The sequence below is a fragment of the Kribbella sp. HUAS MG21 genome, assembly GCF_040254265.1.
Lineage (GTDB): Bacteria > Actinomycetota > Actinomycetes > Propionibacteriales > Kribbellaceae > Kribbella.
In genome coordinates this window covers 6,832,264-6,857,411 of sequence record NZ_CP158165.1, presented here as the reverse complement: position 1 = coordinate 6,857,411, position 25,148 = coordinate 6,832,264, and the positions used below count along the sequence as shown (strand labels likewise).

Below are 25,148 nucleotides of genomic sequence, written 5' to 3'. Positions count from 1 at the left end.
CGCCGAGACGGCGCAGTACGATCGCGGCTACTCGAGTGCGACGGGGAGGTGGAGATGAGCGATTCGGTCGAGGGGCTGGCCGAGCTGCGGCGCGCCGGCGCGAACCAGTACGACCTGGGCTCGTTCAACGAGGCCGTGATCATCGAGACGATCCGGCTGGCCGGCATCATCAGCCGGACGGAGATCTCCCGCCGCACCGGTCTCACCCAGCAGTCGGTGTCGCGGATCCTGCGCATCCTGCTCCAGCAGGGTCTGCTGGTGGAGGAGGCGCAGGAGCGTGCCGAGCGGCTCGGCAAGCCGCGGACGCCGGTGCGGCTGCGGTCGAACGCGGCGCACGCGGTCGGGATCCACGTCGACCCGGAGCTGCTGACCGTTGCCGTGGTCGACCTGGACGGCACGATCGTGCGCCGCGAGACCGTCGATCTGGCTGACGACCTGGCAGCCGACAAGCTGGTCGATCTGATCGCGGCGACCGTGACCGCGGCGCTGAGCATCAGCCAGGTCGACCTCGACTCGATGCTCGGCGTCGGTGTCGCCGTGCCGGGGCCGATCGACGCCGCCGGGACGCTGCTCTCGCTGCCGCTGCAGCCCGCTTGGCGTGGCCTCAAGATCCGCGAACTGCTCCAGCAGAAGCTGAATCATCCGGTCCTCGTGGAGAAGGACGGTACGGCGGCCGCGATCGGCGAGCGCTGGATCGGCCGCTCGGCGCGGGCGCGGGACTTCGCCTACCTGTACCTCGGTACCGGCGTCGGCTGCGGCCTCATCCTGAACGGCTCGATCTACCGCGGCGGTACGGCGAACGCGGGCGAGTTCGGGCAGATCACCGCGCTGCGGATGGGGGAGTGGGACGTCGAGAACGGGCCGCGAATGGTCGCCGAGTGCAACCCGACGGCGTCGCTGCCGGTGATCGCGGGCGAGTTCGGGTACGTCGAGACCGACGCGAGCGCGACCGACGAGGCGAAGCGGTACCGCGCGGTGTGCAAGGCGGCCGCGGACGGAAACGAGGCTGCCGTCAAGGCGGTGACCCAGGTCGGGCGGGTGATCGGGCAAGGGGCGGTCGGCCTGGTGGACCTGCTCGACATCGACCTGGTCGTGCTCGGCGGACCGGCGTTCGGGAAGGAGATCTCGGAGATCTTCCTCGCCGAGATCGGGCGCGCGGTGAACGCGCATCCGGTGGCGCGCGAGACCCGGCCGGTCGCGGTCGAGGAGTCGATGCTGCAGACCGACGCGGCCGCGGTGGGCGCTGCCTCGACGATCTTCCACGACGCGTTCACCCCGCGGGTGTCGGGCTCGAGTCAGGCCCGTAGGCTTCCGAAGTGATCGAACCCCGCCCGCTGACTCCGGACGTCCAGCTCCGGATCGTCACGCTCGACGACGCGTCCGCCCTGGCCGACGCGCAGACGCTCAGCCGCGACCACCTCCGGCCGTGGGAACCGGTCCGGGACGACAAGTGGTTCACGCCCGCCGGTCAGCTCGAGCGGCTGACGTACCAGCTCGAGCGCTACAAGAATGGTCAGGTCGTGCCGTGGGTGCTGGTCGAGGGCGACCGGATCATCGGCGCGATCACCTTGAGCGATCTCGTCCCCGGGCCGTTCCGCAGCGCGGCCCTCGGCTACTGGCTGGCCGTCGACGCCGTCGGCCGCGGCCTCGCGACGCGGGCCGTCGAGGCGGTTGCGGAGATCGCCGACACCGAACTGAAGCTGCACCGCATCGAGGCGAGCACGCTCACCGGCAACACGGCGTCGCAGCGCGTCCTGGAGCGCACCAGCTTCCACCAGATCGGGATGGCGCCGACGTACCTGCACATCGACGGCTACTGGCAGGACTGCAACCTCTACCAGCGCATCCTGAACGACCGCGAGCCCGGCGCCTAGTTCGCGACGCCGGGCCGGGTCCTTCAGTTCGGCGGCAGTCCGACGCCGCGGGAGACGTCGACGTCGTCGTACCGGCCTTCGAGGACGTCGACGAACTTCACCGGCCGCTGCAGCGTCGAGGCGATGTAGACGCCGCGGACCGTGGCCAGCGCGTCGATCGCGTCCTGCACGGTGATCGCGGGCTGCGTGCTGTCGGCGATCGCCGTCAGGATGTCGTCGTACTGCGCGACGTGGCCGCCGGGCTCGCCCGCGTCGACCGGCTGGTCGTCGGCCGAGCCGTCGACGTTGAGCCGGCGCAGCCGGTCGTCCTCGACCTCGGCGCCGCCCTGGGTGCCGTGGACCGAGACGCGCGTCCGGCCGCCGGGGAAGGCCGCGGTCGTCGCGTGCAAGGTGCCGACGGCGCCGTTTTCGAAGGTGAGGGTGGCGACGACGGTGTCCTCGACCTCGATCGCGTGGTGCGCGGCCCGCAGCGCCTGCGCCTGGATCGTGACCGGCCGGCCCATGAACCACAGCATCAGGTCGACGGTGTGCACGCCCTGGTTCATCAGCGCGCCGCCGCCGTCCTGCGCCCAGGTCCCGCGCCACCCGGCGGAGGCGTAGTACTCGTCGCTGCGCCACCAGGCCACGGTCGCGACCGACGACGTCAGCTGCCCGAACCGGCCGGCGTCGATCGCCTGCTTGACCACCGCGCTGCCGGCGTCGAACCGGTGCTGGCTGATCACCGACGACACGACGCCGTGGTTCGCGGCCCGGGTCGCCGCCGCGCCGAGGCGGCGGGCCCGGACCAGGTCCACGTCGAGCGGCTTCTCGATCACCACGTGCTTCTTCTCGTTCAGCGCCTGCTCGGCCAGCGCCGCGTGCGTACCGCTCGGGGTGCAGATCGCGACGAGCGTGACGTCCGACCCGCTCAGCGCCGCGGTCAGGTCGTCGTACAGCTTCGGCTCCGGCTCGCCGAGCGCGACCAGCTCGGCCCGGAGCGCCTCCCGGGCCGCCCGGTCGCCGTCCACGAGGGCGGTGACGATCGCGTCCGGCCGTTCCGCGATGGTCTGGGCGTGGGTGCGGCCGATGATGCCGCACCCGACGATCGCGACCTGCTGTTGTGAGTCAGCCATCTCGCTCCTACTTCGGTGTGAAGTTGGCGGTCAGTACCTGGTCCGCGGCGACGGTGAAGGTGTACGACGGCGCTGTCGACACCACGGTCCCGTTCACGGTCCAGTCCCGGAAAACGCTATCCGATCCTGGCGCCGCCGTCACGGTGACCTGCGCGCCGACCTCGTAGGTACCGGGTTCGGACTCGTTGCCGGCGATCGCCACGGTGCCGTTCCCGTTGGCCCGGACGCTGACGCTGCGCTGCACGACGTTGATCACCATCACGTTGCGCAGCGTGGCCGGGCCGTTGAGCGTGGCGCCGTTGTAGCGGGCGAGGTTGGTCGCCTCGACCTCGCCGCTGGTCACCTTCACGGTGTGGCCGTCGGTGCCGAGGTTGTCGGTGCCGAGGTTGACGGCGGTGACCTGGCCCGAGTTCACCACGAGCCCGTCGTGGAAGCCGTACGCGAAGACGTTCAGCAGCGTCAGCCCGCGGGCGCCGTCGACGGTGACGATCTTCGCGGTCTTCCGCATGTACTTGTCGATGACGAGCTCGAAGATCCGGCCCTCGTTCATCCAGTACGGCTGCTGGTACCCGACGCGGGTGACGGCGTTGCCGTTGGAGAGCACACCCTCGATCCGCCCGTTGCGGCCGGGACCGATCGCGATCGCGTGGTCGAAGAACGCGCCCGCGACCTTCCGTACGACGACATCGTCACCGCGGAGGTCGATACCGTTCCACGCGTTCGGGAAGCCGGCGTTGACGACGTAGTTGCCGCCGGCGTGGCCGCGGATCGCGTACGGATAGGGCACGACGCCTTCGGCCTTGCCGGGGTTGTTCTCCGGGTAGAACACCCGCAGCCCGCGCACGCCGGCCCGGTGCTGCAGCGTGATCAGCGCGGTGTCGGTGCCGCGCTCGAACGCGTGCAGGACGGTTCCGCCGCTCGCGCCGCCCTGGTCCCGGTTCGGTACGGCGGAGGCGCCGCGCAGCTCGACCTTCGCGGGGACCGCGAGGTGGGTGCCGATCCGGTACCACCCGGCGGGCAGGTACACGATCCCGCCGCCGTCGCGTCCCACGCGGTCGAGGACCTTCTGGATGTCGCGGGTCGCGTCCTTCGCCGGGAGGTAGCCGATCCCGTGCGGTGCGTCGACGACGTACAGCTTCTGGACCGGCTTCGGCAGCGGCTTCTGCTGGTACGTCGGCACGGTGCCGGACATCCGGTGGATGGTGCCTTGCTGTGCTCCAGTGACTTCGGTGCCGGTGACCTTCACGTAGCCGCGGGACTTGTTGACGATGCCCTCGACGCGACCGCCCGCGAGCGTCAGGCCCCAGCGGTCGTCCATCACGTCGACCAGCAGCCCGGTCCCGGTCCGTCGTACGTCGGGCTCGAAGAAGCTGCCGGTGAACTGCGCCCGCTGGCCGGCGACGACGTGGATGCCGACCGCGTAGTCCGCGACCGCGACCCGGTAGAACTGGTCCCACTCGAGGTCGCCGAGGACGAGCCCGGTGCCGTGGGCGCGGGTCCAGGCGTCGAGCGCGGCGCGCGCCGGCGGGCGGAACGCGGCCGGGGCGGCGGACCAGTACGAGTTGTCGAAGGCAACGTTCTCCCAGGTGCCGACGTCGGCGCCGTTGTAGGCGCGGGCGCCTTCGAACAACGCCGTACCGCGCACATTGCGGATCGTCGTCGACTCGTGCACCTGGCCCGAGCTCGGCGCGTTGCCGCGGTCATTGGGCATGGTGCTGACGCCGATGCCGCGATACGAGTTCAGCATCGTGACGTCGGCGACGGTGGCCATCATGTAGTTCTCGTTGCCGATCCAGGCGCCGCCGGGGATCTCGAACGTGTAGTTGTACGGGACCGGGTCCGTCGCGTTCTGGTTCGGGTAGTACGTCGTGACGCCGAGGACGCCGGCGCTGCCGCCGATCCGGAACAGGCTCGGGCCGTCGTCGCCGGACGGCAGGTCCGCGACGATCACGGTGCCGGTGCCGAGCTTCTGGCCGTGGTCACCGCGGACGGTGCAGAACGCGTGCACCTCGACCGTGTCCGTGACCCGGTAGCGTCCGGCCGGCAGCCAGACGGTGCCGCCGCCCGCGTCCTGGCAGGCGTAGAGGGCTTGCTGGATCGCCTTCGTCGAGTCGCGGCGGCCGCTGCGGTCGGCGCCGAACTGGGTGGCGTCGAAGTCGGCGATCACGCCGTCCTCGGTCGGGTTGCTCGTCTGCGCGAGCCGCGGTTCGGGTGTCACGACGGGGGCCAGGCGGAGCTGCAGTTCCTTGACGACGAACTCTTCGGCGCCGGTCATCAGGACGCGCACGTAGCGGGTGGTGACCGTGCCGAAGCGGGTGCGGCTGAACTGGTTGCCGCCGGGGGAGCCGGTGCGGCCGACGGTGGTGAACGTGTGGCCGTCTGTCGAGACCTGGACCGTGTAGTCGGGGGAGTAGGCCGGGCCCCACTCGACGCGGACGTCGTTCAGCTGGCGCTGCTTGCCCAGATCGAGCTGAAGCCACGAGTCGGCGGGGCCGGACCAGGTGGTCTGGTGGTTGTCGTCGTTCACGTTCTGCGGTGCGGTGCCGCTGCTCGCGGTCGCCGTACCGTCGTCGGCGAAGTTGGTGTCGACAACCGACGCGGCGAACGTGTCGAGTGCGGCCTGCAGTGTCTGCAGCGCTTCCTTGACCTGTACGTCGGTGACGCCCGGGGCGGACGCGATCGCCTGAGCGTTGTCGATCGCGTCCTGGAGGGTGGCTCGGCTGCCGGCCGGGTACTGCCCGTCGCGGGTGCCTTCCCGGGCGGCCTTCTCGGTGCGGGTCGCTTCGCCGATCAGGTCGACGAGTCCTTCGGTGACGTCGAGGGTGGTGGCCACCTTGGCAACGCGGACCGCGGCGACCTTGAGGTCGACGGTGGCGTCGCCGTTGTGGATGCGGAAGTCGCCGCCGTTCGATCTGTTCGTCATGACCGCGTCGGGGAGGGCGAAGGTGTAGGTCTTCCAGGTTTTCGTGTCGCCGTACCGGATCACCTCGGAGTTCTTGAACTTCTCCGGGATGGTTTCGCCGGGGGAGTCGTAGTGGAGGCCGAACTGGCCGCTGCCTTCGTCGAAGTAGTCGATGCTGACGAGGACGAGGCTGCGGTTGTCGTACAGGTAGGTGTCGGCGACGTTCATGTAGAAGAAGTTCGTGCCGGGTGGGGGCGCGGTGCGGTCGGTCTGCCAGTAGGCGCGGCCGTCCTGGACACCGGTGACCAGGTGCGCCGCGTCGTCGCCGGCTCTCGGGCTGATGCCGTTCTGCACCGGTGTCGCGCCGAGCTGGGTGGAGGCGCCCGCGGTACTGATCCGCAGGGCGGCGATGGTGATGTCGGCGGTGCCTTGCAGGCGTACGTCGGCGTCGCCGAGGCGGTTGGTGAACGCGATATCGGTCAGCGCGAACACGCCGGTCTTCCATTGGCCGGTGTTCGTGAGCTGGACATCTGTCGCGTGCTGCTGCGGGTCGGCTTTGGCGTCGTACTGGAGTTGGAGGGCGCCGGAGCCGCTGTCGAGATAGGTCACCGTCACCAGGACGTCATCGGTGCCGATCTCGTCGACGTAGTCGTGATCGACGTCGAACTCCAGGTAGTTGGTGCCCGCGGCCTGGTTGGTCTGCCAGTAGCTGCGGCCCTGCTCGGTCCCGGTCCGCAGACCGGCCGGATCATCACCGGCAGCAGGTTGCACGCCGAGCGTGACCGGGGTCGGCCCGAGGTCGGCGCCGACCCCGCTGGGGTACATCGTGGCGGCCCGCGCCGCCGGTACAGCGAGAAGACTGGTGAGAAGACTGGTGAGGAGCACGGCGGGCAATCCCCGCGCGAGCAGGCGTCTGAACATGCTGAAACCTCCAGGTGGCGGACCGGAGCACACACGCGACTGCAACTGCGCGGATAAGTTAAACCAAGCGTGTTACTTATTCAAGACGTCAGCTGGCGGACTCGAGGGGCGCGCTGGGCTCAGTCCGGGGATTTGAGGTGACGGGGTACGGCGGTCATGATGCGGCCGAGGTCGTCGGTGAGAGCAGCGACGCGTTCGGCGCGGCCGTCGTCGTCGATGTAGACCATGACGGTGCGGACGTCTGCGTGGCCGGACAGTTCCTGGAGGTCCTCGGCGCTGTGGCCGCGGCGCTTCTGATCGGTGATCGCGGTGGCGCGTAACGAGTGCGGACCGATCGTTTCCGGCCGGGGGATACCGGCAGCTCTGGCCAGGCGCCGCAGTAGGCGGGTGACGTCGTGGCGGTCCAGCCGCTCTCCGCTGGCGTCGGCGATCAGCGGAGCCGGCCCTGTCCCGGTCCAGGGCGGCCGGATCGGGCGGTAAAGGTCGAGGAGCTCCGCCACCGTGGTCTCCAGCGGTACGCGGATCGACTTGCCACCCTTGCGGGTGACGACGAGCCACGTACGGCGGCCCTCGTCCTGGCGGTCGGCGTCGTTCGCGCCGCAGAGCTCGGAAACTCGCAGCGCGCCGGTGTACAGGAGCCCGACGATGAGGGCGTCGCGGACGTCGCTCGCCGCCGCGAGCAACGCACCGACCTGATCCGCGTCCAGTACCCGCGCCGACGTGGCGCGCCGCCCCCGGTGAAACCTCGGACGGTGGTCGTCGTCGGAGATGGGGGAGACGACGGGCAAACCCCAGCCCGCCGCGTACCGGTACAGGCTCGACAGCGTCGACAGCCGACGCGAAACCGAGGACGCCGCAGCGCCTGCATCCTGCTGACAGGTCAGCCACATCGTCACCTCGCCGCGGTGCAGGTCCAGACCGAACCGCTCCCGTCCGAGCTCGCGGCGGGCCCAATCGGCCCACAGCAGCAGGTCGTCGGCGTACCCGATGCGTGTGTCGCGACTGGCGCGTCTGGTACCGCCGAGCCACAGCACCACCAGCGCGGTCAGCTCAGGGGTCAGGGCTTCGGCGAGTAGATCGAGACGATCCACGGGCGTCGCACTCCGAACTCCGAGCGGGCGGCGACGACCGAGCACTCGTCGTACGGCCGCCTCGGTCGTCGCATCGGGCCTCGGCAGCTCGACGGCAGTCTCCGTGGGTCGGAAAACAAGCGGTGCCGGCAGATCGTCCACAGGAGAGAAACTAGCGCATAACGGGGATTATGCGCTAATTCGGTTTAGTTTCGTTCGGTCAAATCTGATCGACTCTAACCATACTCAAAGCAGAACTTTATCGACGTAATCCGGTAGGGTGGAGACATGACGACGACGGAAGCGGAGCCCGTCGCACGGAGCCGGCAAGGACTGTGCGAGTTCCCCGGGGTGAGCTGTGCGAACCCGAAGCAGGTCGACCCCGGCACACCTGGGCGCCCTCCGAAGTACTGCGGCCGCGAAGGCGCCGGAGTTGACGGCAAGCCAGTCGTCCACAACAAGGCGAACGCATGGGCCGCGAAGAACCGGCTGGCCAGACAACCGGTACGCCGTGACGCCGCCACGCCCGGCACCGAGCCGACGCCGGGCCCGGTGACGTCGGCGCGGCTGACCCTCGAACAGCTGATGAAGGGCAACCTGCCGCGCCTGGTGGAGGAGCTGGAGGGGTACCTCGCACAGCTGGCGGAGGCGGTACGTACCTATGGCGACGCGGAAGCGGTCGCGGCTGAAGTGGAGCAACTGCAGGCGGAGTCGCGCGCGGAACTGGCCGCGCTTGAGAGGCGGCGCGCTGAGGAAGAGCACCGCCGGCGCAAGGCGGAGCAGCAAGCCGCTGAGGCCGAGGATGCACGCGAAGAGGCTGACGAGGCGGCCCGCGAAGCCGTCGCCGCGCTCGACGAAGCCCGCGTCGAGGTAGAAGTCGCCGAACAAGCGGCGGAACAGGCTCGCCGCGAGGCGGCCGCCGTCCGCGAGAGCGCCACCGCCGAACTGGACCAGCTGCGCCAGGAGCTGGCGGACGCGCGTGAGAGCGCAGCCGCGGAGCTCGCGAACGCGCTTGAGATCAGCGCCGCGGAGCTTGCACGGCTGCGCGCCGAGGCCGACCAGCAGCTCCGCGACGCACAAGCCGCCGCCGACCACCATCTACGCCAGGCCCACACCGACCTCGAGGCCGCCCGAGCCGCCCAGGCCGCCGCCGCGACCGAACGCCAAGCCGCCCAGCAAGCGGCAGACCGACTCCGCACAGAACTCAGCCAGGAACGCGACCAGCACCGAGCCGAACTGGAAGCCCTCCGTGCCGAACACCGCGCCGACCGCGAACAACTGAGAGCCGACCACCAAGCCCAACTGGCCGACGCCAAGAAGTCCGCTGAAGACCGGGTAGCAGCCCTCACGACAGCCCACCGAGCAGCCGAACAAGTCGCCGAATCCCTCCGCCAACAACTGGCCAACTCCACGCCGCCACCTGATGCCGGGGAGACGCCTGCAGGGTGACCGCTGTGATGGCGCAGTCACCCTGCTGCGGATCAGCGGAAGGCTTGGAGGTTTCGGGCGACCCAGTCGGCGAAGGGGTGGGGTTGGCGGTTGAGGACCTTCTCGATGTCCGGGCTGATGGCTTGTTCGGCGGGGGTAGGAGTTCCCAGGACGTCGAGGGTGGCTTCGACGACGGGCGGTGGCATGAAGGTGAGCATGCGGGCGCGGGCCTCGGCGCGGGTCAGTTCGGTGAAGTGGATCGGCGTACCGAGGGCGTCCTGGATGGCTTCCGCCTGTTGACGCGGGGTGATGGCGATGGGGCCGGTCAGGGTGTAGATGGCGTGGGTGTGGCGCGGGTCGGTGAGGGCGGCCGCGGCGACTTCGGCGATGTCCTGGGGGTCGACCGCGGGGAGGGCGACGTCCGCGAACGGAGCCGCCATCGCGCGCTCGGTGCGGATCGACTCCGCCCAGGCGAACGCGTTGCTGGCGAAGTTCCCCGGCCGCAGGATCGTCCAGTCGAGGCCCGATCCGGTCACCACGTCCTCGTGGACGGACGGGTGCCGCTTGGTTCCTACACCTTGCGACGACAGCAGTACGACACGCGGTACGCCGGCCTCGCGGATCACGTCGACGGCGTCCTGGAGGTTGCCGCCGGCAAGGAAGTCAGCGGAGGTGAGCAGGAAGACGGCCTTCGCGCCGTCGAGTACTGGCTTGAGGGTCTCGGGCCGGGAGAGGTCGGCCTGGAAGCCGTCGCCGTGGCGTGAGACGGGGACGACGTCCTCGCCGGCGGCGGTCAGGGTCTGGACGAGTGGGCGGCCTACGTTGCCGGTTGCTCCGGTGATCACGATCATGGCCCTGACGCTACTGGCCGAGGGATAGTAGGTACCTAGAGGATAGTATTGGCTTCGTGACCGAGACCACACCAGTTGACGCGGCCGCCGATCCAGCTGTCGCTCCCGCCGCTCAACCGGCTGCCGACAGCACGGTGAACCCGACGCAGGCTTGTCCGATCGCGCCGGTCGTCGACCTCGTCTTCAGCCGCTGGACGACCCCGATCCTGTGGACCTTGAACGAGTACGGCCAACAGCGCTTCGTAGAACTCCAGCGCCGGATCGGCGTCATCACCCCGAAGGTCCTCACCCAACGCCTCCGCCAACTGGAACGCGACGGCCTCATCACCCGCACCTACCACGCCGAGGTCCCCCCACGCGTCGAGTACGACATCAGCCCCCTCGGCCGCAGCCTCGCCCCACTCTTCCACTCCCTAGCCGAATGGTCCCCCAACTTGGCCAAGGTAGAAGCCGCCCGCGCCCACTTCGACACCCACGAACCCGCCCACCGCCGCCCCTGACGTTTGAGCCAGATGGAATCCGGAGAACGCGCGAGGTGAGAATCCGCGTGCTGGTTGCCGCGACCGTCGTGGCCACCTGCGTGGCTTGCTCGGGAGCGAACAACGCTGCTGAGCAACCCACTGGCAACGGCCCTGTCACGCTGGGCGCGGGCCGTGGCGCTGTGCCTGCCGATGCCGGACGGCGGTGGCGACGTGGCTTTGGGGCACGACGTCGTCCGCAATCAGGGAAGCGAGCCCGCGACGATCACCCGAGTATCGGCGGTCGACGCCGAAGGCCTGCGAGTCGCCGAAGCCGTCGCCGTGGCGATCGACGATCAGACGCTTTTCGGTGTGTGGACCGCTTGGCCACCACGCTCGGTCAAGGAACCGGTCAAGGCCGCGCAGTGGAGGACCCGACGGCCGGCGCTCGGCTACGTGCTGCCGCCGGCAGCCACAACGACGGTGAATCTGGTGGTCCACGTCGTCAAGGATCCGGGGGTCGGTGAGGCGACCATGCGCGCGCTGCGTGTCGACTACAGCGTCGGCGAACGGTCGTACTTCGCCGAGACCACCGTGAGAATCGCGTTGAAACCACGGTGTTCATGAGTCCTTCGCGACAAGTCAGGCGACGCCGACGAGTTCTCTGGTGCGGAGGGTGTCGAGGAGGGTGAGGAAGTGGGTGGTGGCGGTTTCCAGGCGGAGGAGGCCGGCTTCGTGGTGGTGCCAGCCGAATTCGAGTTCGCCGTCGATGACGTGTTCCTCGAGCGGTACGGCGTACCGGCTGAGGGTCACGCGCGTCGGGCCGGTCTGGGGGTGGTGGTCTCCGCAGCCGCACTCGGCGGGGATGGTGATCGTGGTCAGCGCGTCAGGGGAGTAGGTGCGCAGGCGCAGCGTCGTACCGCGGGCGGTGAACTGGACGATCGTGGCGTCGGGCAACTGCACCAGCAGCTCGACCGGTACGGCGTACGAGCCGGGGAGGAGCCGGAGACCACGGGATGCGAGCAGGTCGGCGAGAGCCGGGAGATTCATGCGAAGTTCCTGTGAGTGCTGTGTCGGCGGGCGGGCCACGGAAAAGGGCAGGGCCTCGTGCGCCGGAGACGGCGCGCGTCAGCGACAACAGCAACAACACAGCATCTGCATGCCGAGAATGATGGCAGAGCGGGCGTGATCAGCCAAACACCGTCCGCGATCCGAGACGCATGTCCATGATGCGTCAGGAGCTCGCCGCGGCGTGGCGCCGATTGAGGCGAGACGGTGCGTCTTGCTAAGGTATCGGGATGGCTTTCCTTTTCTTCGTCTGAGTCCGGGCACGGCCGCTGCTGCCGTTTCTGCTGCCCGTTGACCCGTCGTACCCAGGGAAAGCCTTATGCGCGATCGCGCTCATACCTCCCTGCCCACAGCCGTTCCTGCTGTGGCGCAGTTGTCCGTCAAGTCCGTCACCAAGTCGTACGGCGACCGGACCGTCCTCGACCAAGTGTCCTTCACCGTCCGCCCGGGCGAGAAGGCTGCCGTCATCGGTGAGAACGGCTCCGGCAAGTCCACTTTGCTGCGGCTGCTCGCCGCGGCCGAATTGCCCGACGCCGGCGAGCTCACTGTCCACTTCCCCGGCGGCACCGGGTACCTCGCCCAGACCCTCGACCTCGACGCGGACTGCACTGTGCAGGACGCCGTCGACCTCGCCCTGTCCGAGCTGCGCGAGATGGAGCGACAACTCCGTGCGGCAGAGGAGTCCCTCGCGGACGCGTCGCCTGAGGAGATGTCGTCGTACGGCGCCTTGCTGATCGCGTACGAGGAACGCGGCGGGTACGAGGCCGACGCCCGTGTGGACGCCGCCATGCACGGGCTCGGGCTGACGCGCATCACCCGGGAGCGCCAGCTCGGCTCGCTGTCCGGCGGCGAGCAGTCGCGACTCGCGCTCGCGTGCGTCCTGGCCGCCGCGCCCGAACTGCTGCTCCTCGACGAGCCGACGAACCACCTCGACGCGGCGGCCGTGCGCTGGCTGGAGGAACACCTGCGCGTGCACCGCGGCACCGTCGTCGCGGTCACCCACGACCGCGGCTTCCTGGAGCGCATCGCCACCACGATCCTCGAGGTCGACCGGGACGAGCGCACCGTACGGCGGTACGGCGACGGCTGGACCGGCTACCGCGCCGCGAAGGCCGCCGCCCGGCGCGGAGCGGAGCAGCGGTACGCCGAGTGGGTCGCGGAGGTCGCCGAGATGGAGGAGTTGCTGGAGGCCGCGGGCAGGCGCCTGGCCACCACAGGCGGCGACCCGAAACAGGGCTTCGGCAAGCACCGCCGCTCCAGCGAGACCAAGCTCGGCGGACAGGTGCGCTCGATCCGGGAACGCCTGGACCGACTCCGACGCAGCCCAGTGGCGCCACCGCCAACACCGCTCCGATTCACACCGACCCTGCCATCGCCGTCCGTGGCTGGGTCGTCCGTGGCTGACGGTTCGGGGCAGGGTGTGCTTGCTGTGCTGGACGACGTACGGGTCGGGGGACGGCTGCGGTTGGACGGGCGCCTGACGATCGAGCCCGGCGGGCGGCTGCTCGTCACGGGTGAGAACGGCGCGGGGAAGACGACGCTGCTTCGCGTCCTCGCCGGCGACCTGCAGCCGGACTCAGGAACCGTGTGTCGCCCGGCCCGGATCGGCTACCTCGCCCAGGAACTGCCCGCACACACCACCCGGCTGCCACTGCTCGCGGCGTTCGCCGCCGGGCGACCCGATCTGCTGGCTGGTGAACAGCGGCCGACGCAGTCAACGCCGCAGGGTCCAACGGGTGGGCTGGAGGGGTACGCCGAGCAGCGGCCGCCGCGGTCCATGTCGTCGGGTTCAACGGATGGGCTGGGGGAGTACGCCGAGCGGCGGCTGCCGCGGTCCATGTCGTCGGGTTCGACGGATGGGCTGGAGGGGTACGCCGAGCAGCGGCTGCTGCGGTCCATGTCGTCGGGTTCGACGCACGGGCTGGAGGAGTATGCCGAGTTGCTTCTGTCGCTGGGGCTGTTTCGTGAGCGGGATCTGCAGGTTCCGGTGGCGGCGTTGTCTGTCGGGCAGCAGCGGCGGCTGCAGCTTGCGATGTTGGTGACCCAACCCGCGGATCTGCTCGTGCTCGACGAGCCGACCAACCACATCGCGCTCGACCTGGTCGAGGACCTGCAGGCGGCGCTCGCGGAGTACCCGGGGGCGGTGGTGGCGGTCTCGCACGATCGCGACTTCCGGGCGCGCTTCGCAGCCGAGCACCTGGAACTGCATGCCGGCCACCGACGCTGACCCTTCACAACCTCACTGGAACAAGGAACCCATGACAACCTTTCTGACACCCCAACAGCGCGCCGACCGCACCTCCGCCGTCGTCGCGGCAGCCGTCGCGGCCGGGCGTGGGCTCGGCCTGACTGTCGGCGAGCCCACGGTGCTCCACGACGTCTTCTCGGTCGTCGTGCATCTGGCGCCGGCGCCGGTGGTGGCCCGGATTCCCACCGTCCTGCCCCAGCCGGTCGACCTGGCCGCCCTCGCACGCCGCCAGCAGGACGAGCTGGACGTCACCCGGTGGCTCGCCGACCAAGGCGTGCCCGTGCTTGCGCCCAGCCCGCTGGTGCCGCACGAACCTCTGCAGCGGGACGGGTTCTCGATGACGTTCTGGGCGTACGTCGAGGAGGCCCGGGGCAAGGAACCCGACTACGTGGCGAACGCCGCGAGCGTCGCGGACCTGCACGCGGCACTGCGCGGCTACCAGGGTCGGCTGGAGTTCTTGTCGGCTGCCGAGCCGGATTTCATCGCGGACAGCCTCGCCCAGCTGGAGGCGCATCCTGAGCTGATCGGCGCGGACGAGCTCGACCGTGCCCGGCGTGAATGGTCGATTCTCGAACCGTTCGTACGGTCACGCGACGCGTTCGAATCCCGGTTCCCGGGCGTCGAGCTCCAGCCGATTCACGGCGACTCTCCGCCGGCGAACATCTTCAGCGCGGTGGACGGCGACCGCTACGCCGACTTCGAACTGGTCACGCTGGGGCCTGTCGAGTGGGATCTGGCCGGGCTCGGATCGGAGCACGTGGCGGCGTACGACCTGGGTGCACGGCGCAACGGTACGAGGGTGCTTGACCCGGAGCTGCTCGGGTTCGTGAACGCCGTGGGCATGCTGCGGGTGGTCGCCACTCTTTCGCTGGTGCCGCAGCTTCCGGAGTTGTCGGAGTACCTGAAGCCTGCGGTCGACCACTGGCGGACGACGGTCGAGGTCAGTCGGCCTTCTTACCGAACATGATCTCGTCCCAGCTGGGGACGCTGGCCCGCTTGCCGCGGCGGGCCGGCTTCTTCTTGGGCTCGGCCGGGGTGTCCTCGGCCGGCTGAGCGTTCTCGGCGTCCGGCAAGGTCTGCTGGGCGGTCGCCGCCTCCGGCTCGGCGCGCGGCGGCGCCTCGGGGGAGACGGGCTCGGTGCGTTTGGCTTCCTGCGGCCCGGCCTCGGTGGAGCGGTCCGCCGGACGAGCCTGCGGACGGCGCGCCTGCTCGGCCCGAGCGGCCGGCGCGGGGCGGGGCTGTTCCACCCGAGCGGCCGGAGTGGGTCGCGGCTCGTCGTCTGCGGGACGGTCGTCCAGGCCACGCGCCTCGAGGCCGCGAGCCTGCGAAGCGCGGTCGTCCCGCCGGCGGTCGTCCTGGTCGCGGTCGTGGGAGGTGCGGTCGTGTGGGGTGGCGGGGGAGGCGAAGGCGGGTGGGTCGGCGGGGCGTTCGACGGCGCGGACTGCCGGGCGTGGGGCCGGGGGCTGGTCGACCGGTACGTCGATCAGTGTCGGCTCCTCGTCCGGGTTCGGCACCGAGTGCACGCGCCGCGGGCCACGCTCCGGGTCACGCCCGGTCTCACGACCAAACTCACGCCCGGAGTCGCGAGCGAACCCGGGTTCGCGGGCCTCGCGGGGGTAAGGCTCGCCGGACTCGCGCGCCGACGGGTGGTTGCGGCGGCGTAGGGCGACCGTGTCCTCGAAGCCGGCCTCGTAGCTGTCGGCGCCGTGGTCAGGCGCGATCAGCGGGTCGATGTCCGCGACCGCCGCCAACCGGCGCTCACCCGGCTGCGGCTGGACCGGCGTCGGCATGACCTGCGCCTGCTCCCCGACCAGCCAGCGCGCCTCGTCGTCGTCCGGTACGGCGTACCGCCCGGGAGCGTCGTACGCGAACATCGCGATCTTCTCGTCCTTCTGCTCCGCCTCGTCCTCGGACTCGACGAAGTACGACACCCGCACGGCCCAGCGGCCGTCCTCGCGCCGCCACGCGTCCCACTCGGCCGACGCCGGGTCGACCTGCCGCGTACGCAACCGGTCGGTCACCCAGGCGCCGAGGTTGCGGGTCGGCGCGTCACCGCCACCGCGACGGCGGACGGACGCGCGCTGCGCGAGGCTGGCAATGTGGTCCCGCTCGGCCAGGACCGGGCCGGCGAACGCCATCACGCGTTCCATCGGCATCTGGGCGACGGCCGCGACCGCCTCGGGACTTTCGCCGGCGCGGATACGAGCCTGGATGTCTCGTGGGCGCAGCGCGCTCTCCATTTGAATCTCCAGCTGGCCGAGTCGGGCACGGTCGCCGCGGAGGGCCGCACGCAACCGGTCGTCGACCGGAACGGCGAACTCCTCACCCGTCTCTGCCATCGCCAGGACGAGTTGCCTTCCGTCCTGGCTCAGACCGACGAGCCTCGCCTCGCGCATTGACCTTGTTCTCCTGTGCGGTTCTCGACAGTCTCTCCCGGGACGTACTGCCTGACCAAGACCGGCGCGCCGTGCCGCGCGGTCATTGTGGAGGTTACGTCACGAAATCACATCTTGCCTGGTCACCAGGGTCCTCCTGGTCACACCAGTCACAGTAGTCACAACACGGTGTGACGGCGAACCACGCGTCAGCCGGCGAACACCGAACGCACCGCAAGCGCACGCTTCAGGTCGTCGGCGCCGTCGCCGACGGACCGCCGGATGCCGGCCGCGACGGACTCGTCGGCGAGCAGGTCCGCGGCCCGGTCGACCACCCGCTGCTCGATCGCGTACCGCGGGAACGCGAGCTTCGCGCTGGTCGCCACGACCCAGCCGGAGCGCAGCTTCTCGGTGCCGGCGATCTCCGCGAAGTACCGGTCGACGTACGGCGCCGTGAGCTCGGACTGCGTCGGGTGCCAGAACCCTTCGCACGCGGCGTACAGCTCGTAGTTCGCCAGGTCGGCGTCCGTGGTGAGCTGCGTCCACGCGCGCTCCTTGGCCGCCGCCGTCGGCAGCGCGGCGCGGCAGCGGGTCGCGTGCACGATGCCCTCGGACGAGGTGTCGCGCTCGAGCTCGGCGTCGATCTCCGCCTCGCCGATCGCGCCGAGCCGGGCGAGCTGCAGCGTCACGATCCACCGCAGGTCGGCGTCCATCGTCACGCCCTCGGGTACGCCGTCACCCGCCAGCCAGCCCCGCAACCGGTCGACGTCGTCGCTGAACCGCGCGAACCCGCGCGCCACCGACAGTTGCACGCTGCTCCCGGTCTCCACGGTCTCGAGCCGCGCCCGCAGTACGTCGGCCAGCTGCCCGCGGTACGGCTCGTACGGCAGGTAGACGCCGAGCAGGTGCGTGTTCGCCCAGTTGAGCAGCGTGCCGACCGCGATGTCGCTGGTCTCGGTCGGCAGCATCCCGACGACGACGTCGAAGCCGGTCTTCGGATCGAGCTCGGCGTCGGCGACCGCGTCCCGCACGCTGTTCAGGACGACGGCCCGCGTCACGCCGTCGCCGATCTTCGGCAGTACGGCGGCCAGGTTCGTGAGGCTGTCGGCGTCGAGGCGGATCTTCGCCCAGCTGTCGTCGCCGGCGTCCGGGATCACGACCGCGACCGACGCGTCGAGGTCGACGTCCACCTCGTCGGCGTCGAGCAGTACGTCGACCGCGGTGCGCTGCCCGTCGGCGTCGTACCCGGCGACGGTGAGCTTGTGCGGTCGTGATGCCGGATAGGCCTCGGGTGCCTTCCGGTGCAGCTTGATGCCGCTACCGGTGCGGGTCACGCTGACCGTGTCCAGGCCCGGAGTCCGCAGCCACGCCTGCGCCCAGTCGTCGAGCCCGACCGCGCCGGCCTCGGTCCACTTCGCGAGCAGGTCGGCGAAGGTAGCGTTGCCGAACTCGTTCGCCGCGATGTGCGCGTTGACGCCGGCCAGGAAGACGTCGTCACCGAGGTACGCCGCCAGCTGCTTGAGGACGGCGGCGCCCTTCGCGTAGGAGATGCCGTCGAAGTCGTCGAGCGAGGCGAGCGCGTCCTTGACCGCGTCGGCCGCGACCGGGTGCGTCGAGGACCGCTGGTCGGCCTGCAGGCCCCACCACTTGCGGATGTAGGCGAAGTCGATCCAGTTGTCGGTGTAGCGGGTCGCGTCGGTCGACACCCGGTGCGCCATGTACTCGGCGAACGACTCGTTCAGCCAGAGGTCGTTCCACCACTTCATCGTCACGGTGTCGCCGAACCACTGGTGCGCCATCTCGTGGACGATGGTCCGGGCGCGGCTGCTGCGCTCGCCGTCGGTGACCGCGGAGCGGAACACCATCGAGTCCCGGAACGTCACGCAGCCCGGGTTCTCCATCGCGCCGGCGTTGAACTCCGGCACGAACGCCTGGTGGTACTCGCCGAACGGGTACCGGTAGCCGAACATCCGGTGGTACTCGTCGAAGGACTGCTTGGTCACCTCGAAGATGTCCGCGGCCTCGCGGTCCAGCGCCTCCTTCAGCGACTGCCGCGAGACCACGCTGAGCGCGATGCCGTCGTGGGTGTCGGTGAGCTGGTGGTAGGGCCCGGCGACGATCGTCACGAAGTACGTCGACAGCGGCTTGGTCTCGGCCAGCTCCCAGCGGCCGGGCGCCACCTGGGTCACGGCGCCGTTGCCGAGCACGAGCCACTCCGGCGGCGCGGTGACCTTGACCCGGTACGGCGCCTTGAGGTCGGGCTGGTCGAAGCACGCGAAGATCCGCGGGCCGGCGTCCAGGAACGACATCGCGTAGGTGTAGGCCAGGCCGTCGGCGGCGTCGACCGCGCGGTGCAGGCCCTCGCCGTCGTGGGAGTACAGCATCGTCGCCTCGACGACCAGTTCGTTGTCCGGCCGCAGGCCGGTCAGTTCGAGGCGGCCGTCGTTCAGGCCGGCGACGTCGACGGGGCTCCCGTTCAGCGTGACCGACGTCAGCTCGTCGGGTTTCACGTCCACCCAGGTCGACTGGGCGGTGGCGGCGAACCGGATCGTGGTGGTGGACCCGAACGTCCGCTCGCCCTGGGTGAGGTCGAGGTCGACGTCGTACGACTGGACGGAGAGCGCGGCGGCCCGAGTGCGGGCGCCGTCGACGGTGAGACTCGGCATGAGGGCCACTGTATGCCGTGACTAGGCTGAGCACATGAGTGATATGGAGTACCGGCAGCTCGGTGACTCGGGCCTCACGGTCAGCGTCGTCGGCCTGGGCTGCAACAACTTCGGGCGGCGCCTGGACGCGGGCCGCACCGAGGCCGTGGTGAACGCCGCGGTCGACGCCGGGATCACGTTGTTCGACACCGCGGACATCTACCGCGGCGAGCACGGGTTCAGCGAGGAGCTGCTCGGCAAGGCGCTCGGCGCGCGCCGCGGCGAGGTCGTGATCGCGACCAAGTTCGGCGGCGACATGGGCGGTGTGAACGGCCCGGACTGGGGCGTCCGCGGCTCCCGCCGGTACATCCGCAAGGCCGTCGAGTCCAGCCTGCGGCGGCTCGGCACCGACTGGATCGACCTCTACGAGCTGCACTTCCCGGACCCGGTGACGCCGATCGAGGAGACCCTGGCGGCGCTGTCCGAACTGGTTGCCGAGGGCAAGGTGCGGTACATCGGCAGCTCGCAGTTCGCGGCCTGGCAGGTGGTCGACGCCGACTGGACCGCCCGGTCGAACGGGCTGGAGCACTTCATCAGCGCCCAGAACCAGTACTCGCTGCTCGAGCGCGACGTCGAGGACGAGCTGGTCCCGGCCTGCGAGCATCTCGGCCTCGGCATCCTGCCGTTCTTCCCGCTCGCCTCCGGTCTGCTGTCCGGCAAGTACAAGCGCGGTACGTCGGCGCCGGAGGGCACCCGGCTCGCGACGCAGCCCGAGCGTCTGGCGCGGGCGGACTTCGACAAGATCGAGGCGCTGGAGACGTTCGCGGCCGAGCGGGACCTGTCGATGATCGACGTCGCGATCGGCGGCCTGGCCGCGCAGCCGGCGGTCGCGTCGGTGATCGCCGGCGCCACGACGCCGGAGCAGATCGCGCAGAACGTCGCCGCCGGCACCTGGCAACCGACCGCCGCCGACCTCGCCGCGCTGGACGACCTGACGTGATCGGTATTGAATGCCGCGCTCCGCGCGGCGTGTCATGGGGCTGTGACTCCCGGTCTTCCCTCGTCGCTCTGGTCGCTTCGCTCCCGCCGCTCCTCAGTCCAGACCGGGAGGCCCCATGACACTCATTCTCCTGCCGCCCTCCGAAGGCAAGACAGGACGATCGCGCGGCCGCGCCATCGACTTCGGCACGTTGTCGTTCCCGGAGCTCAACCCGGTCCGCGAGCAGGTCCTCGAAGCCCTCGCGAAGGTCTCCGCCTCCGCCGACGCGCACGAGGTCCTCGGCGTCGGCCCGTCGCTGCAGCACGAGGTCGACCGCAACACCCGCTGGCGCACCGAGCCGTCCGTCCCCGCCTCCGAGCTGTACTCCGGCGTGCTGTACGACGCCCTCGGCTACGCCACGCTCTCCGCCGGGACGAAGCGCCGCGCCGCCAACCGGCTGCTCGTCATCTCGGCGGCGTGGGGCGCGCTCCGCCCGGGCGACCGCGTCCCGCCGTACCGCTTGTCGATGGGTACGACGCTGCCGGGCCACGGACCGCTGGCCTCGGTGTGGCGCGATCCGCTGAACGCCGTACTCGCCGACGTCGACGGAGTGATCGTGGACTGCCGGTCGTCGACGTACGTCGCGGCGTGGCGGCCGACCGGCGACCAGGCGGACAAGTGGGTGTCGGTGAACGTGGTCCGCGAACGCGACGGCGTCCGCTCCGTCGTCTCGCACAACGCGAAGCACACTCGCGGTCTGGTCGCGCGGCACCTGCTGGAGTCCGGCAAGGACCCGGGGACACCGAAGTCGCTGCACAAACTGGTCGCGGAGCGCTGGAACGCGGAGCTCGATCGTGCGGCGACGGGCTGGACGTTGACCGTGGTGGAGCACGATTAGCTGAAGTGGGATTTCGGGATCACCGCGTGGACCCCGGTGGTCCGGTCGACCACCTGTGAGACCTCGAAGTCGGCCGCGGCCGACAGGTAGGCGTACGCCGTCGCGCGGTCGATGCCCTGGTCGGTCTCGAGGAAGTCCAGGGCGTTGACCACGGCCCGGCGCATCGCGATGTCGAGGTCGTTGCCCTGGCCGTTGCGGCTGCCGTCGGGGTCGGACAGGCCGATCGGCACCCAGGCGTCCGGAGTCTCGGCGAACGGGTAGCCGAACGCGACCGACGGCGCGTCGCCCGAGCCCGGCTTGCACACCGTCAGCCGGAAGGTCGCCCGCAGCGAACCCTCGAGCGCGGTGAGCGCGACCTCGCCGTTGCCCATCGCGAAATGCGGGTCGCCGACGTGGAACAGCGCACCGTCGGCGAACACGGGCAGGTAGAAGGTGGAGCGGACGCCGAGCAGGTTGATGTCGATGTTGCCGCCGCCGAGGGTCGGTGGGATCGAGTTGAGCTCGGGTGCCGTGAGCGACGCCGAGTCGGCGAACGCGACACCCATCAGCCCCATGAACGGCTTGATCGGGAACGTCACCTTGCCTCGGGACAGCACGCCACGCCCGCCGCGGATCGGCGTGAACACGGAGACGTTGCCGTACTTGGTCGGCTCTCCGGTCGAGCGACCGTCGGTCCGCACCGGCGGCATGATCTCCGCCTCGGTGATGCCGGCCGGGACACCGCCGCCCGCGAGCCGGGGGAGGGCGCCCTTGCCGTGCCGGCTCGACACCACGCCGTACGGGACCCGCGGCAGCATCGACAGCATCTCGACCTTGAGGACGTCGCCCGGTTCCGCACCGTCGACGAAGATCGGCCCGGTGACGACGTGCGGGCCGTCGACGTCGAAGTTCCGCGGGGTCCGGTCGTAGTCGCGGGCGATCGCGACGGCGTCCTCCAGAACGGACGACCTGCCGACGCCGTGCTTGGCGAAGTACGCGACCGGATCGCGTCCCTGGTCCTCGAGGATGCCTTCGTGCGAGACGGTGTCGACGGTGACCGAGTCGCCGGACCGCACCCGTAGTACCGGCGAGCTGCCGACCGACGGGACGTAGCCCCAGCGCACCTGATCCGGCGTCGACCGGAGGTAGTGACGCCCGTGAATCGGTCCCTTGCCGGGCTGCAGGACCTCCCGCGGTACGGCGGCCGCCGCGGACGTCGCCGTACCCGCTGCCGTACCCGCTGCCGCGGTGGCGCCGCCGACCGCCGCCGCGGCGCGGAGGAAGTCGCGTCGTCCGAGGCCGGACCGCAGCAGCGCGGCGGCGTACTCACCAAAGGTTGCCATCGGCATCTCCTCACTGGATGGTGCCGTCTGTCTACCGGCTCGGCGTTTCGCCGGGGTGAAGTGCTGTGAACGCGGTATGAATCCGTTCACACGGCTTTCATCCGTGAGTGGTTTCTCACCGCGCGTGACCGGGGAAGGCTGAAGGCAGCACGTCAGGGGGGATCCGCCCGACCCTTCGGAGGCCTGACCGATGCCCCGTACGACCAAACGCACGACCAGACGTACTACGACCTTGGTGACCACCGTTGCCGCGGCAGCGGCCGCGTGGACGCTCAGCGCCGGACCGGCGATGGCGTACCCGCCGACCCCGCCGTCGGCGAGCACCGCGGCGAGCCAGCTGGCGACGCTGACCGTGAAGTCGGAAGGCTCGACCGACGGGTACAGCCGGGACAAGTTCCCGCACTGGATCACGCAGTCCGGCACCTGCGACACCCGTGACGAGGTGCTGAAGCGCGACGGCACGAACGTCACCGTCGACAGCCAGTGCGAGCCGACCGGCGGCCGCTGGTACAGCGTGTACGACGCGACCTGGGTGACCGACGACTCGTCGATCGACATCGACCACATCGTGCCGCTGGCCGAGGCGTGGAAGTCCGGCGCGAACACCTGGACGCAGTCACGCCGGCAGCAGTTCGCGAACGACCTGGCCATCTCGCAGCTGATCGCGGTGACGGCGTCCAGCAACCGCTCGAAGAGCGACAAGGACCCGTCGGCGTGGAAGCCGCCGAACACGTCGGTGCACTGCATCTACGCGCGCGAGTGGATCTGGGTGAAGTACACCTACAAGCTGACGCTGCAGTCGGCCGAGAAGACCGCGCTCACGCAGATGCTCGGGAGCTGCTAGTCCTCGAGCAGGTGCCGGCGCTGGGCGTGGATGCCGGCCTGGAACCGGGTCCGCGCGCCCAGCGTCTCCATCAGCTCGGCGACCCGGCGCCCGACCGTCCGGCTGCTGAGCGCCAGCTGCCGGGCGATCGCGTCGTCCTTGAACCCGGCGGCGAGCAACGTCATCAGCCGCGCGTCGGTCGGGTCCGCCTTGGCGGCCGGGACGACCGGTACGGCCTGGTCCCACAGCAGCCAGAACATCTCCATCAGCGCGTCGAGCAACGCGCACGGATGGACGACGAGGGCGCTGTCGACCAGTTGGTCCACGGCGAGCGGCAGCAGCGCGATCTTCCGGTCGAACACGGCCAGCTTCATCGGCACCTGCGGATGCACGCGTGAGGTCTCGCCGGCGTCGGCCGCGCTGAACGCCTCGTCGACGCCGCCGGGGATGTCGAGCGAGTCGGGGGAGTAGATGCCGTGCACGACGACGCCCTCACCGAGCAGGCCGCGGACCGTGCTGTCGGACTGGTCGGGCTGTGCGGCGTACGGCGGCCTGTCGAGAACGAGCAACTGGTTCCGGGTGCCGTTGAGCAACTGTGCGAAGCGCGCGGCGATCGCCTCCTGCCCGACGATCACCTCGACGAGGTTCTCCGGCCGGTACCGCTCCTGGGTGCTCAGCTCGGACAGCAGCACCCGCGCCTCGGCGCGGACCCGGTCGAGCTCGGCCCGCCGGACGGCGACCAGCGCGTCGACGGCGACGTCCGGACGGGTCGGGAGCAGGCGGACCGGGTCGTCGGAGGTGGACGTCAGCAGGCCGAGTTTCTCGAGCCGGCCGACGGTGGCGACGACGTCCTGCTCGTCGCGGCCGAGGCGCTCCGCGAGCTGCCGGACCTCGCAGCCCGGAGCCGACAGCAACGCCCGATAGGCCTCCTCGTCGGGCGGCTCCACCCCAACGGACTCCAGCATCTGATCAGGCTATCTCGTCCGTTGGACGGGCTCGACGGGGATTCGGCCAACATGGCGACTTCACGCCATGGCCGACATACGTCAGCACTCCGGCGGGGAAGGACAGGTGCACCGACCCCTTCGGTGGGGTATGTCTGACGGTGCTGGGCGCGCGCGGACCGGACAGGGGACGCCCGGTCAAGCCTCAACGCGCGCGCCCACCCTACGTTTCATCCGCAGGTAGCTGCGCCAGATCATCCGCTGCAGCAGGAGCGTCACCACGCCGGCGGCCGTCATCCCGGCCAGGTTGATGCCGAGCTGTGCGGCGGACCCGCCGATGTGGTGCGGTGCCCACAACGCCACCGACAACGCCAGGTCACCCGCCGCCGGGACGGTCGTGACCGAGATGAAGACCCCGACGAGCGCGTTGCCGCGGCCGGCGGTCTGCGACAGCACACCCGCGCAGCCGGCGAGTACGGCGACCACCGCGGACCACTTGTCCGGCCGCCAGATGAAACCCGTGAGCGGGCGCGCCGCGGTCACGTCGTCGACGTCGATCCAGCCGACCGCGCGGGCCAGCAACGCCGCGAGTGCCGTGACCGCGATCGCGAGCACGAATCCCTTCACCAGCAGCGACAACGATCTCTTGGTCAGTCCGCCCTTGCGCAGGAACAACCCGACGGCCAGCGCGGCGACGACGCCGAACTCCGGCCCGACGACCATGGCGCCCACGACCAGGATCGCGGAGTCGGTGACGACGGCGACCGACGCGATCATCGTCGCCAGCGTCAGGAACACGTAGTACACCCAGGAACCGCCGGCCTCGTTGTAGGCCTGGTCGACGACGGCGTCCCAGATCACCGCGTCGTCCGGGGCGCCGGGCGCCGCCCTCTCCGCGGCCTGGGCGTTGCGCGACGGCGCCGAGTCGACGGCGGCCATCGCCACCGAGCCTTCCTCGTAGAGCCCCTGGGCCTTCAGCCAGCTCAGGATCTCCGAGGTCGCCTCGCGGGTCACGTCGCACTCGATGACGTCGCCCTTCGGGCGGTGCGCGGCGCCGGGCAGCCGGACGACGCTGGTCACCCGCGGATCGTCGACGAGCGTGTCCAGGACGCGGTCGCAGCGGTCCGGTGGGACGATGAGACGAAGGTGCATCACGGGTCACATGTTGTCAGGCCGCCGGTCACCTTCCGGCCAAGGCCGCACCGATGCACCCCCGGATATGGTCCACTG

The 25,148-nt window shown here is 70.3% G+C and carries 20 protein-coding genes; 10 read left to right on the top strand and 10 right to left on the bottom strand.

Going from position 1 to position 25,148, the window contains the following annotated elements:
* Positions 1 to 54: 54 nt before the first annotated feature.
* Both ABN611_RS33080 and ABN611_RS33075 read left to right on the top strand, forming a co-directional pair.
* A complete protein-coding gene (locus ABN611_RS33080) occupies positions 55 to 1,320 on the top strand; it encodes an ROK family transcriptional regulator (RefSeq protein ID WP_350276208.1) in 1,266 nt (421 codons plus the stop codon).
* Positions 1,317 to 1,874, top strand: coding sequence for a GNAT family N-acetyltransferase (locus ABN611_RS33075; RefSeq protein WP_350276207.1), 558 nt, complete (start codon positions 1,317 to 1,319; stop codon positions 1,872 to 1,874). The genes ABN611_RS33080 and ABN611_RS33075 overlap by 4 nt, the downstream gene beginning before the upstream one ends.
* A gap of 23 nt (positions 1,875 to 1,897) precedes the next feature.
* On the opposite strand, the gene ABN611_RS33070 is transcribed toward ABN611_RS33075, so the two are convergent.
* The 3 genes from ABN611_RS33070 to ABN611_RS33060 all read right to left on the bottom strand — a co-directional run bounded on the left by ABN611_RS33070 (position 1,898) and on the right by ABN611_RS33060 (position 7,900).
* The gene (locus tag ABN611_RS33070) at positions 1,898 to 2,986 is read right to left on the bottom strand and encodes a Gfo/Idh/MocA family oxidoreductase (RefSeq protein WP_350276206.1); all 1,089 of its coding nucleotides are present in this window, start codon (positions 2,984 to 2,986) and stop codon (positions 1,898 to 1,900) included.
* A gap of 7 nt (positions 2,987 to 2,993) precedes the next feature.
* Positions 2,994 to 6,809, bottom strand: coding sequence for a discoidin domain-containing protein (locus ABN611_RS33065; protein WP_350276205.1), 3,816 nt, complete (start codon positions 6,807 to 6,809; stop codon positions 2,994 to 2,996).
* A gap of 119 nt (positions 6,810 to 6,928) precedes the next feature.
* Positions 6,929 to 7,900 (bottom strand): tyrosine-type recombinase/integrase, encoded by a 972-nt coding sequence (locus tag ABN611_RS33060; RefSeq protein WP_350276204.1) that lies wholly within the window; start codon positions 7,898 to 7,900, stop codon positions 6,929 to 6,931.
* 267 nt (positions 7,901 to 8,167) lie between these two features.
* Between ABN611_RS33060 and ABN611_RS33055 the strand changes: the two genes are divergently transcribed.
* Positions 8,168 to 9,328, top strand: a complete 1,161-nt coding sequence (locus tag ABN611_RS33055; protein WP_350276203.1) for a hypothetical protein — start codon at positions 8,168 to 8,170, stop codon at positions 9,326 to 9,328.
* A 32-nt stretch (positions 9,329 to 9,360) separates the two neighbouring features.
* On the opposite strand, the gene ABN611_RS33050 is transcribed toward ABN611_RS33055, so the two are convergent.
* The gene (locus ABN611_RS33050) at positions 9,361 to 10,158 is read right to left on the bottom strand and encodes an NAD(P)H-binding protein (protein ID WP_350276202.1); all 798 of its coding nucleotides are present in this window, start codon (positions 10,156 to 10,158) and stop codon (positions 9,361 to 9,363) included.
* Positions 10,159 to 10,214: 56 nt separating this feature from the next.
* On the opposite strand from ABN611_RS33050, the gene ABN611_RS33045 reads away from it, so the two are divergent.
* Both ABN611_RS33045 and ABN611_RS33040 read left to right on the top strand, forming a co-directional pair.
* Complete coding sequence (locus ABN611_RS33045) at positions 10,215 to 10,658, top strand: helix-turn-helix domain-containing protein (protein WP_350276201.1); 444 nt, start codon at positions 10,215 to 10,217, stop codon at positions 10,656 to 10,658.
* Between the two features lie 153 nt (positions 10,659 to 10,811).
* Positions 10,812 to 11,243, top strand: a complete 432-nt coding sequence (locus ABN611_RS33040; protein ID WP_350276200.1) for a hypothetical protein — start codon at positions 10,812 to 10,814, stop codon at positions 11,241 to 11,243.
* Positions 11,244 to 11,258: 15 nt separating this feature from the next.
* On the opposite strand, the gene ABN611_RS33035 is transcribed toward ABN611_RS33040, so the two are convergent.
* Positions 11,259 to 11,666, bottom strand: coding sequence for a hypothetical protein (locus ABN611_RS33035; RefSeq protein WP_350276199.1), 408 nt, complete (start codon positions 11,664 to 11,666; stop codon positions 11,259 to 11,261).
* Positions 11,667 to 12,057: 391 nt separating this feature from the next.
* On the opposite strand from ABN611_RS33035, the gene ABN611_RS33030 reads away from it, so the two are divergent.
* Together ABN611_RS33030 and ABN611_RS33025 are read left to right on the top strand one after the other, a co-directional pair.
* A complete protein-coding gene (locus ABN611_RS33030; RefSeq protein WP_350276198.1) occupies positions 12,058 to 13,911 on the top strand; it encodes an ATP-binding cassette domain-containing protein in 1,854 nt (617 codons plus the stop codon).
* Between the two features lie 31 nt (positions 13,912 to 13,942).
* The gene (locus ABN611_RS33025; RefSeq protein WP_350276197.1) at positions 13,943 to 14,899 is read left to right on the top strand and encodes an aminoglycoside phosphotransferase family protein; all 957 of its coding nucleotides are present in this window, start codon (positions 13,943 to 13,945) and stop codon (positions 14,897 to 14,899) included.
* Here ABN611_RS33025 and sepH read toward each other — a convergent pair.
* A complete protein-coding gene (gene sepH, locus ABN611_RS33020; RefSeq protein ID WP_350276196.1) occupies positions 14,874 to 16,328 on the bottom strand; it encodes a septation protein SepH in 1,455 nt (484 codons plus the stop codon). The two genes, ABN611_RS33025 and sepH, sit on opposite strands and share 26 nt — an antisense overlap.
* A 188-nt stretch (positions 16,329 to 16,516) precedes the next feature.
* Positions 16,517 to 18,973 (bottom strand): aminopeptidase N, encoded by a 2,457-nt coding sequence (gene pepN, locus ABN611_RS33015; protein WP_350276195.1) that lies wholly within the window; start codon positions 18,971 to 18,973, stop codon positions 16,517 to 16,519.
* A 34-nt stretch (positions 18,974 to 19,007) separates the two neighbouring features.
* Here pepN and ABN611_RS33010 point away from each other — a divergent pair, with 34 nt between their 5' ends.
* The gene (locus ABN611_RS33010) at positions 19,008 to 19,952 is read left to right on the top strand and encodes an aldo/keto reductase (protein ID WP_350276194.1); all 945 of its coding nucleotides are present in this window, start codon (positions 19,008 to 19,010) and stop codon (positions 19,950 to 19,952) included.
* A gap of 115 nt (positions 19,953 to 20,067) precedes the next feature.
* Positions 20,068 to 20,829 (top strand): peroxide stress protein YaaA, encoded by a 762-nt coding sequence (locus tag ABN611_RS33005; RefSeq protein WP_350276193.1) that lies wholly within the window; start codon positions 20,068 to 20,070, stop codon positions 20,827 to 20,829.
* Here the strand turns inward: ABN611_RS33005 and ABN611_RS33000 are convergent.
* Complete coding sequence (locus ABN611_RS33000) at positions 20,826 to 22,151, bottom strand: acetamidase/formamidase family protein (RefSeq protein WP_350276192.1); 1,326 nt, start codon at positions 22,149 to 22,151, stop codon at positions 20,826 to 20,828. The two genes, ABN611_RS33005 and ABN611_RS33000, sit on opposite strands and share 4 nt — an antisense overlap.
* A 235-nt stretch (positions 22,152 to 22,386) precedes the next feature.
* Between ABN611_RS33000 and ABN611_RS32995 the strand changes: the two genes are divergently transcribed.
* On the top strand, positions 22,387 to 22,995 hold the full coding sequence (locus ABN611_RS32995; RefSeq protein ID WP_350276191.1) for an HNH endonuclease family protein: 609 nt from the start codon (positions 22,387 to 22,389) through the stop codon (positions 22,993 to 22,995).
* On the opposite strand, the gene ABN611_RS32990 is transcribed toward ABN611_RS32995, so the two are convergent.
* Both ABN611_RS32990 and ABN611_RS32985 read right to left on the bottom strand, forming a co-directional pair.
* On the bottom strand, positions 22,992 to 23,939 hold the full coding sequence (locus ABN611_RS32990) for a LuxR C-terminal-related transcriptional regulator (RefSeq protein ID WP_350276190.1): 948 nt from the start codon (positions 23,937 to 23,939) through the stop codon (positions 22,992 to 22,994). The genes ABN611_RS32995 and ABN611_RS32990 overlap by 4 nt on opposite strands.
* A gap of 177 nt (positions 23,940 to 24,116) precedes the next feature.
* The gene (locus ABN611_RS32985) at positions 24,117 to 25,070 is read right to left on the bottom strand and encodes a DUF389 domain-containing protein (protein WP_350281717.1); all 954 of its coding nucleotides are present in this window, start codon (positions 25,068 to 25,070) and stop codon (positions 24,117 to 24,119) included.
* Positions 25,071 to 25,148: the final 78 nt, after the last annotated feature.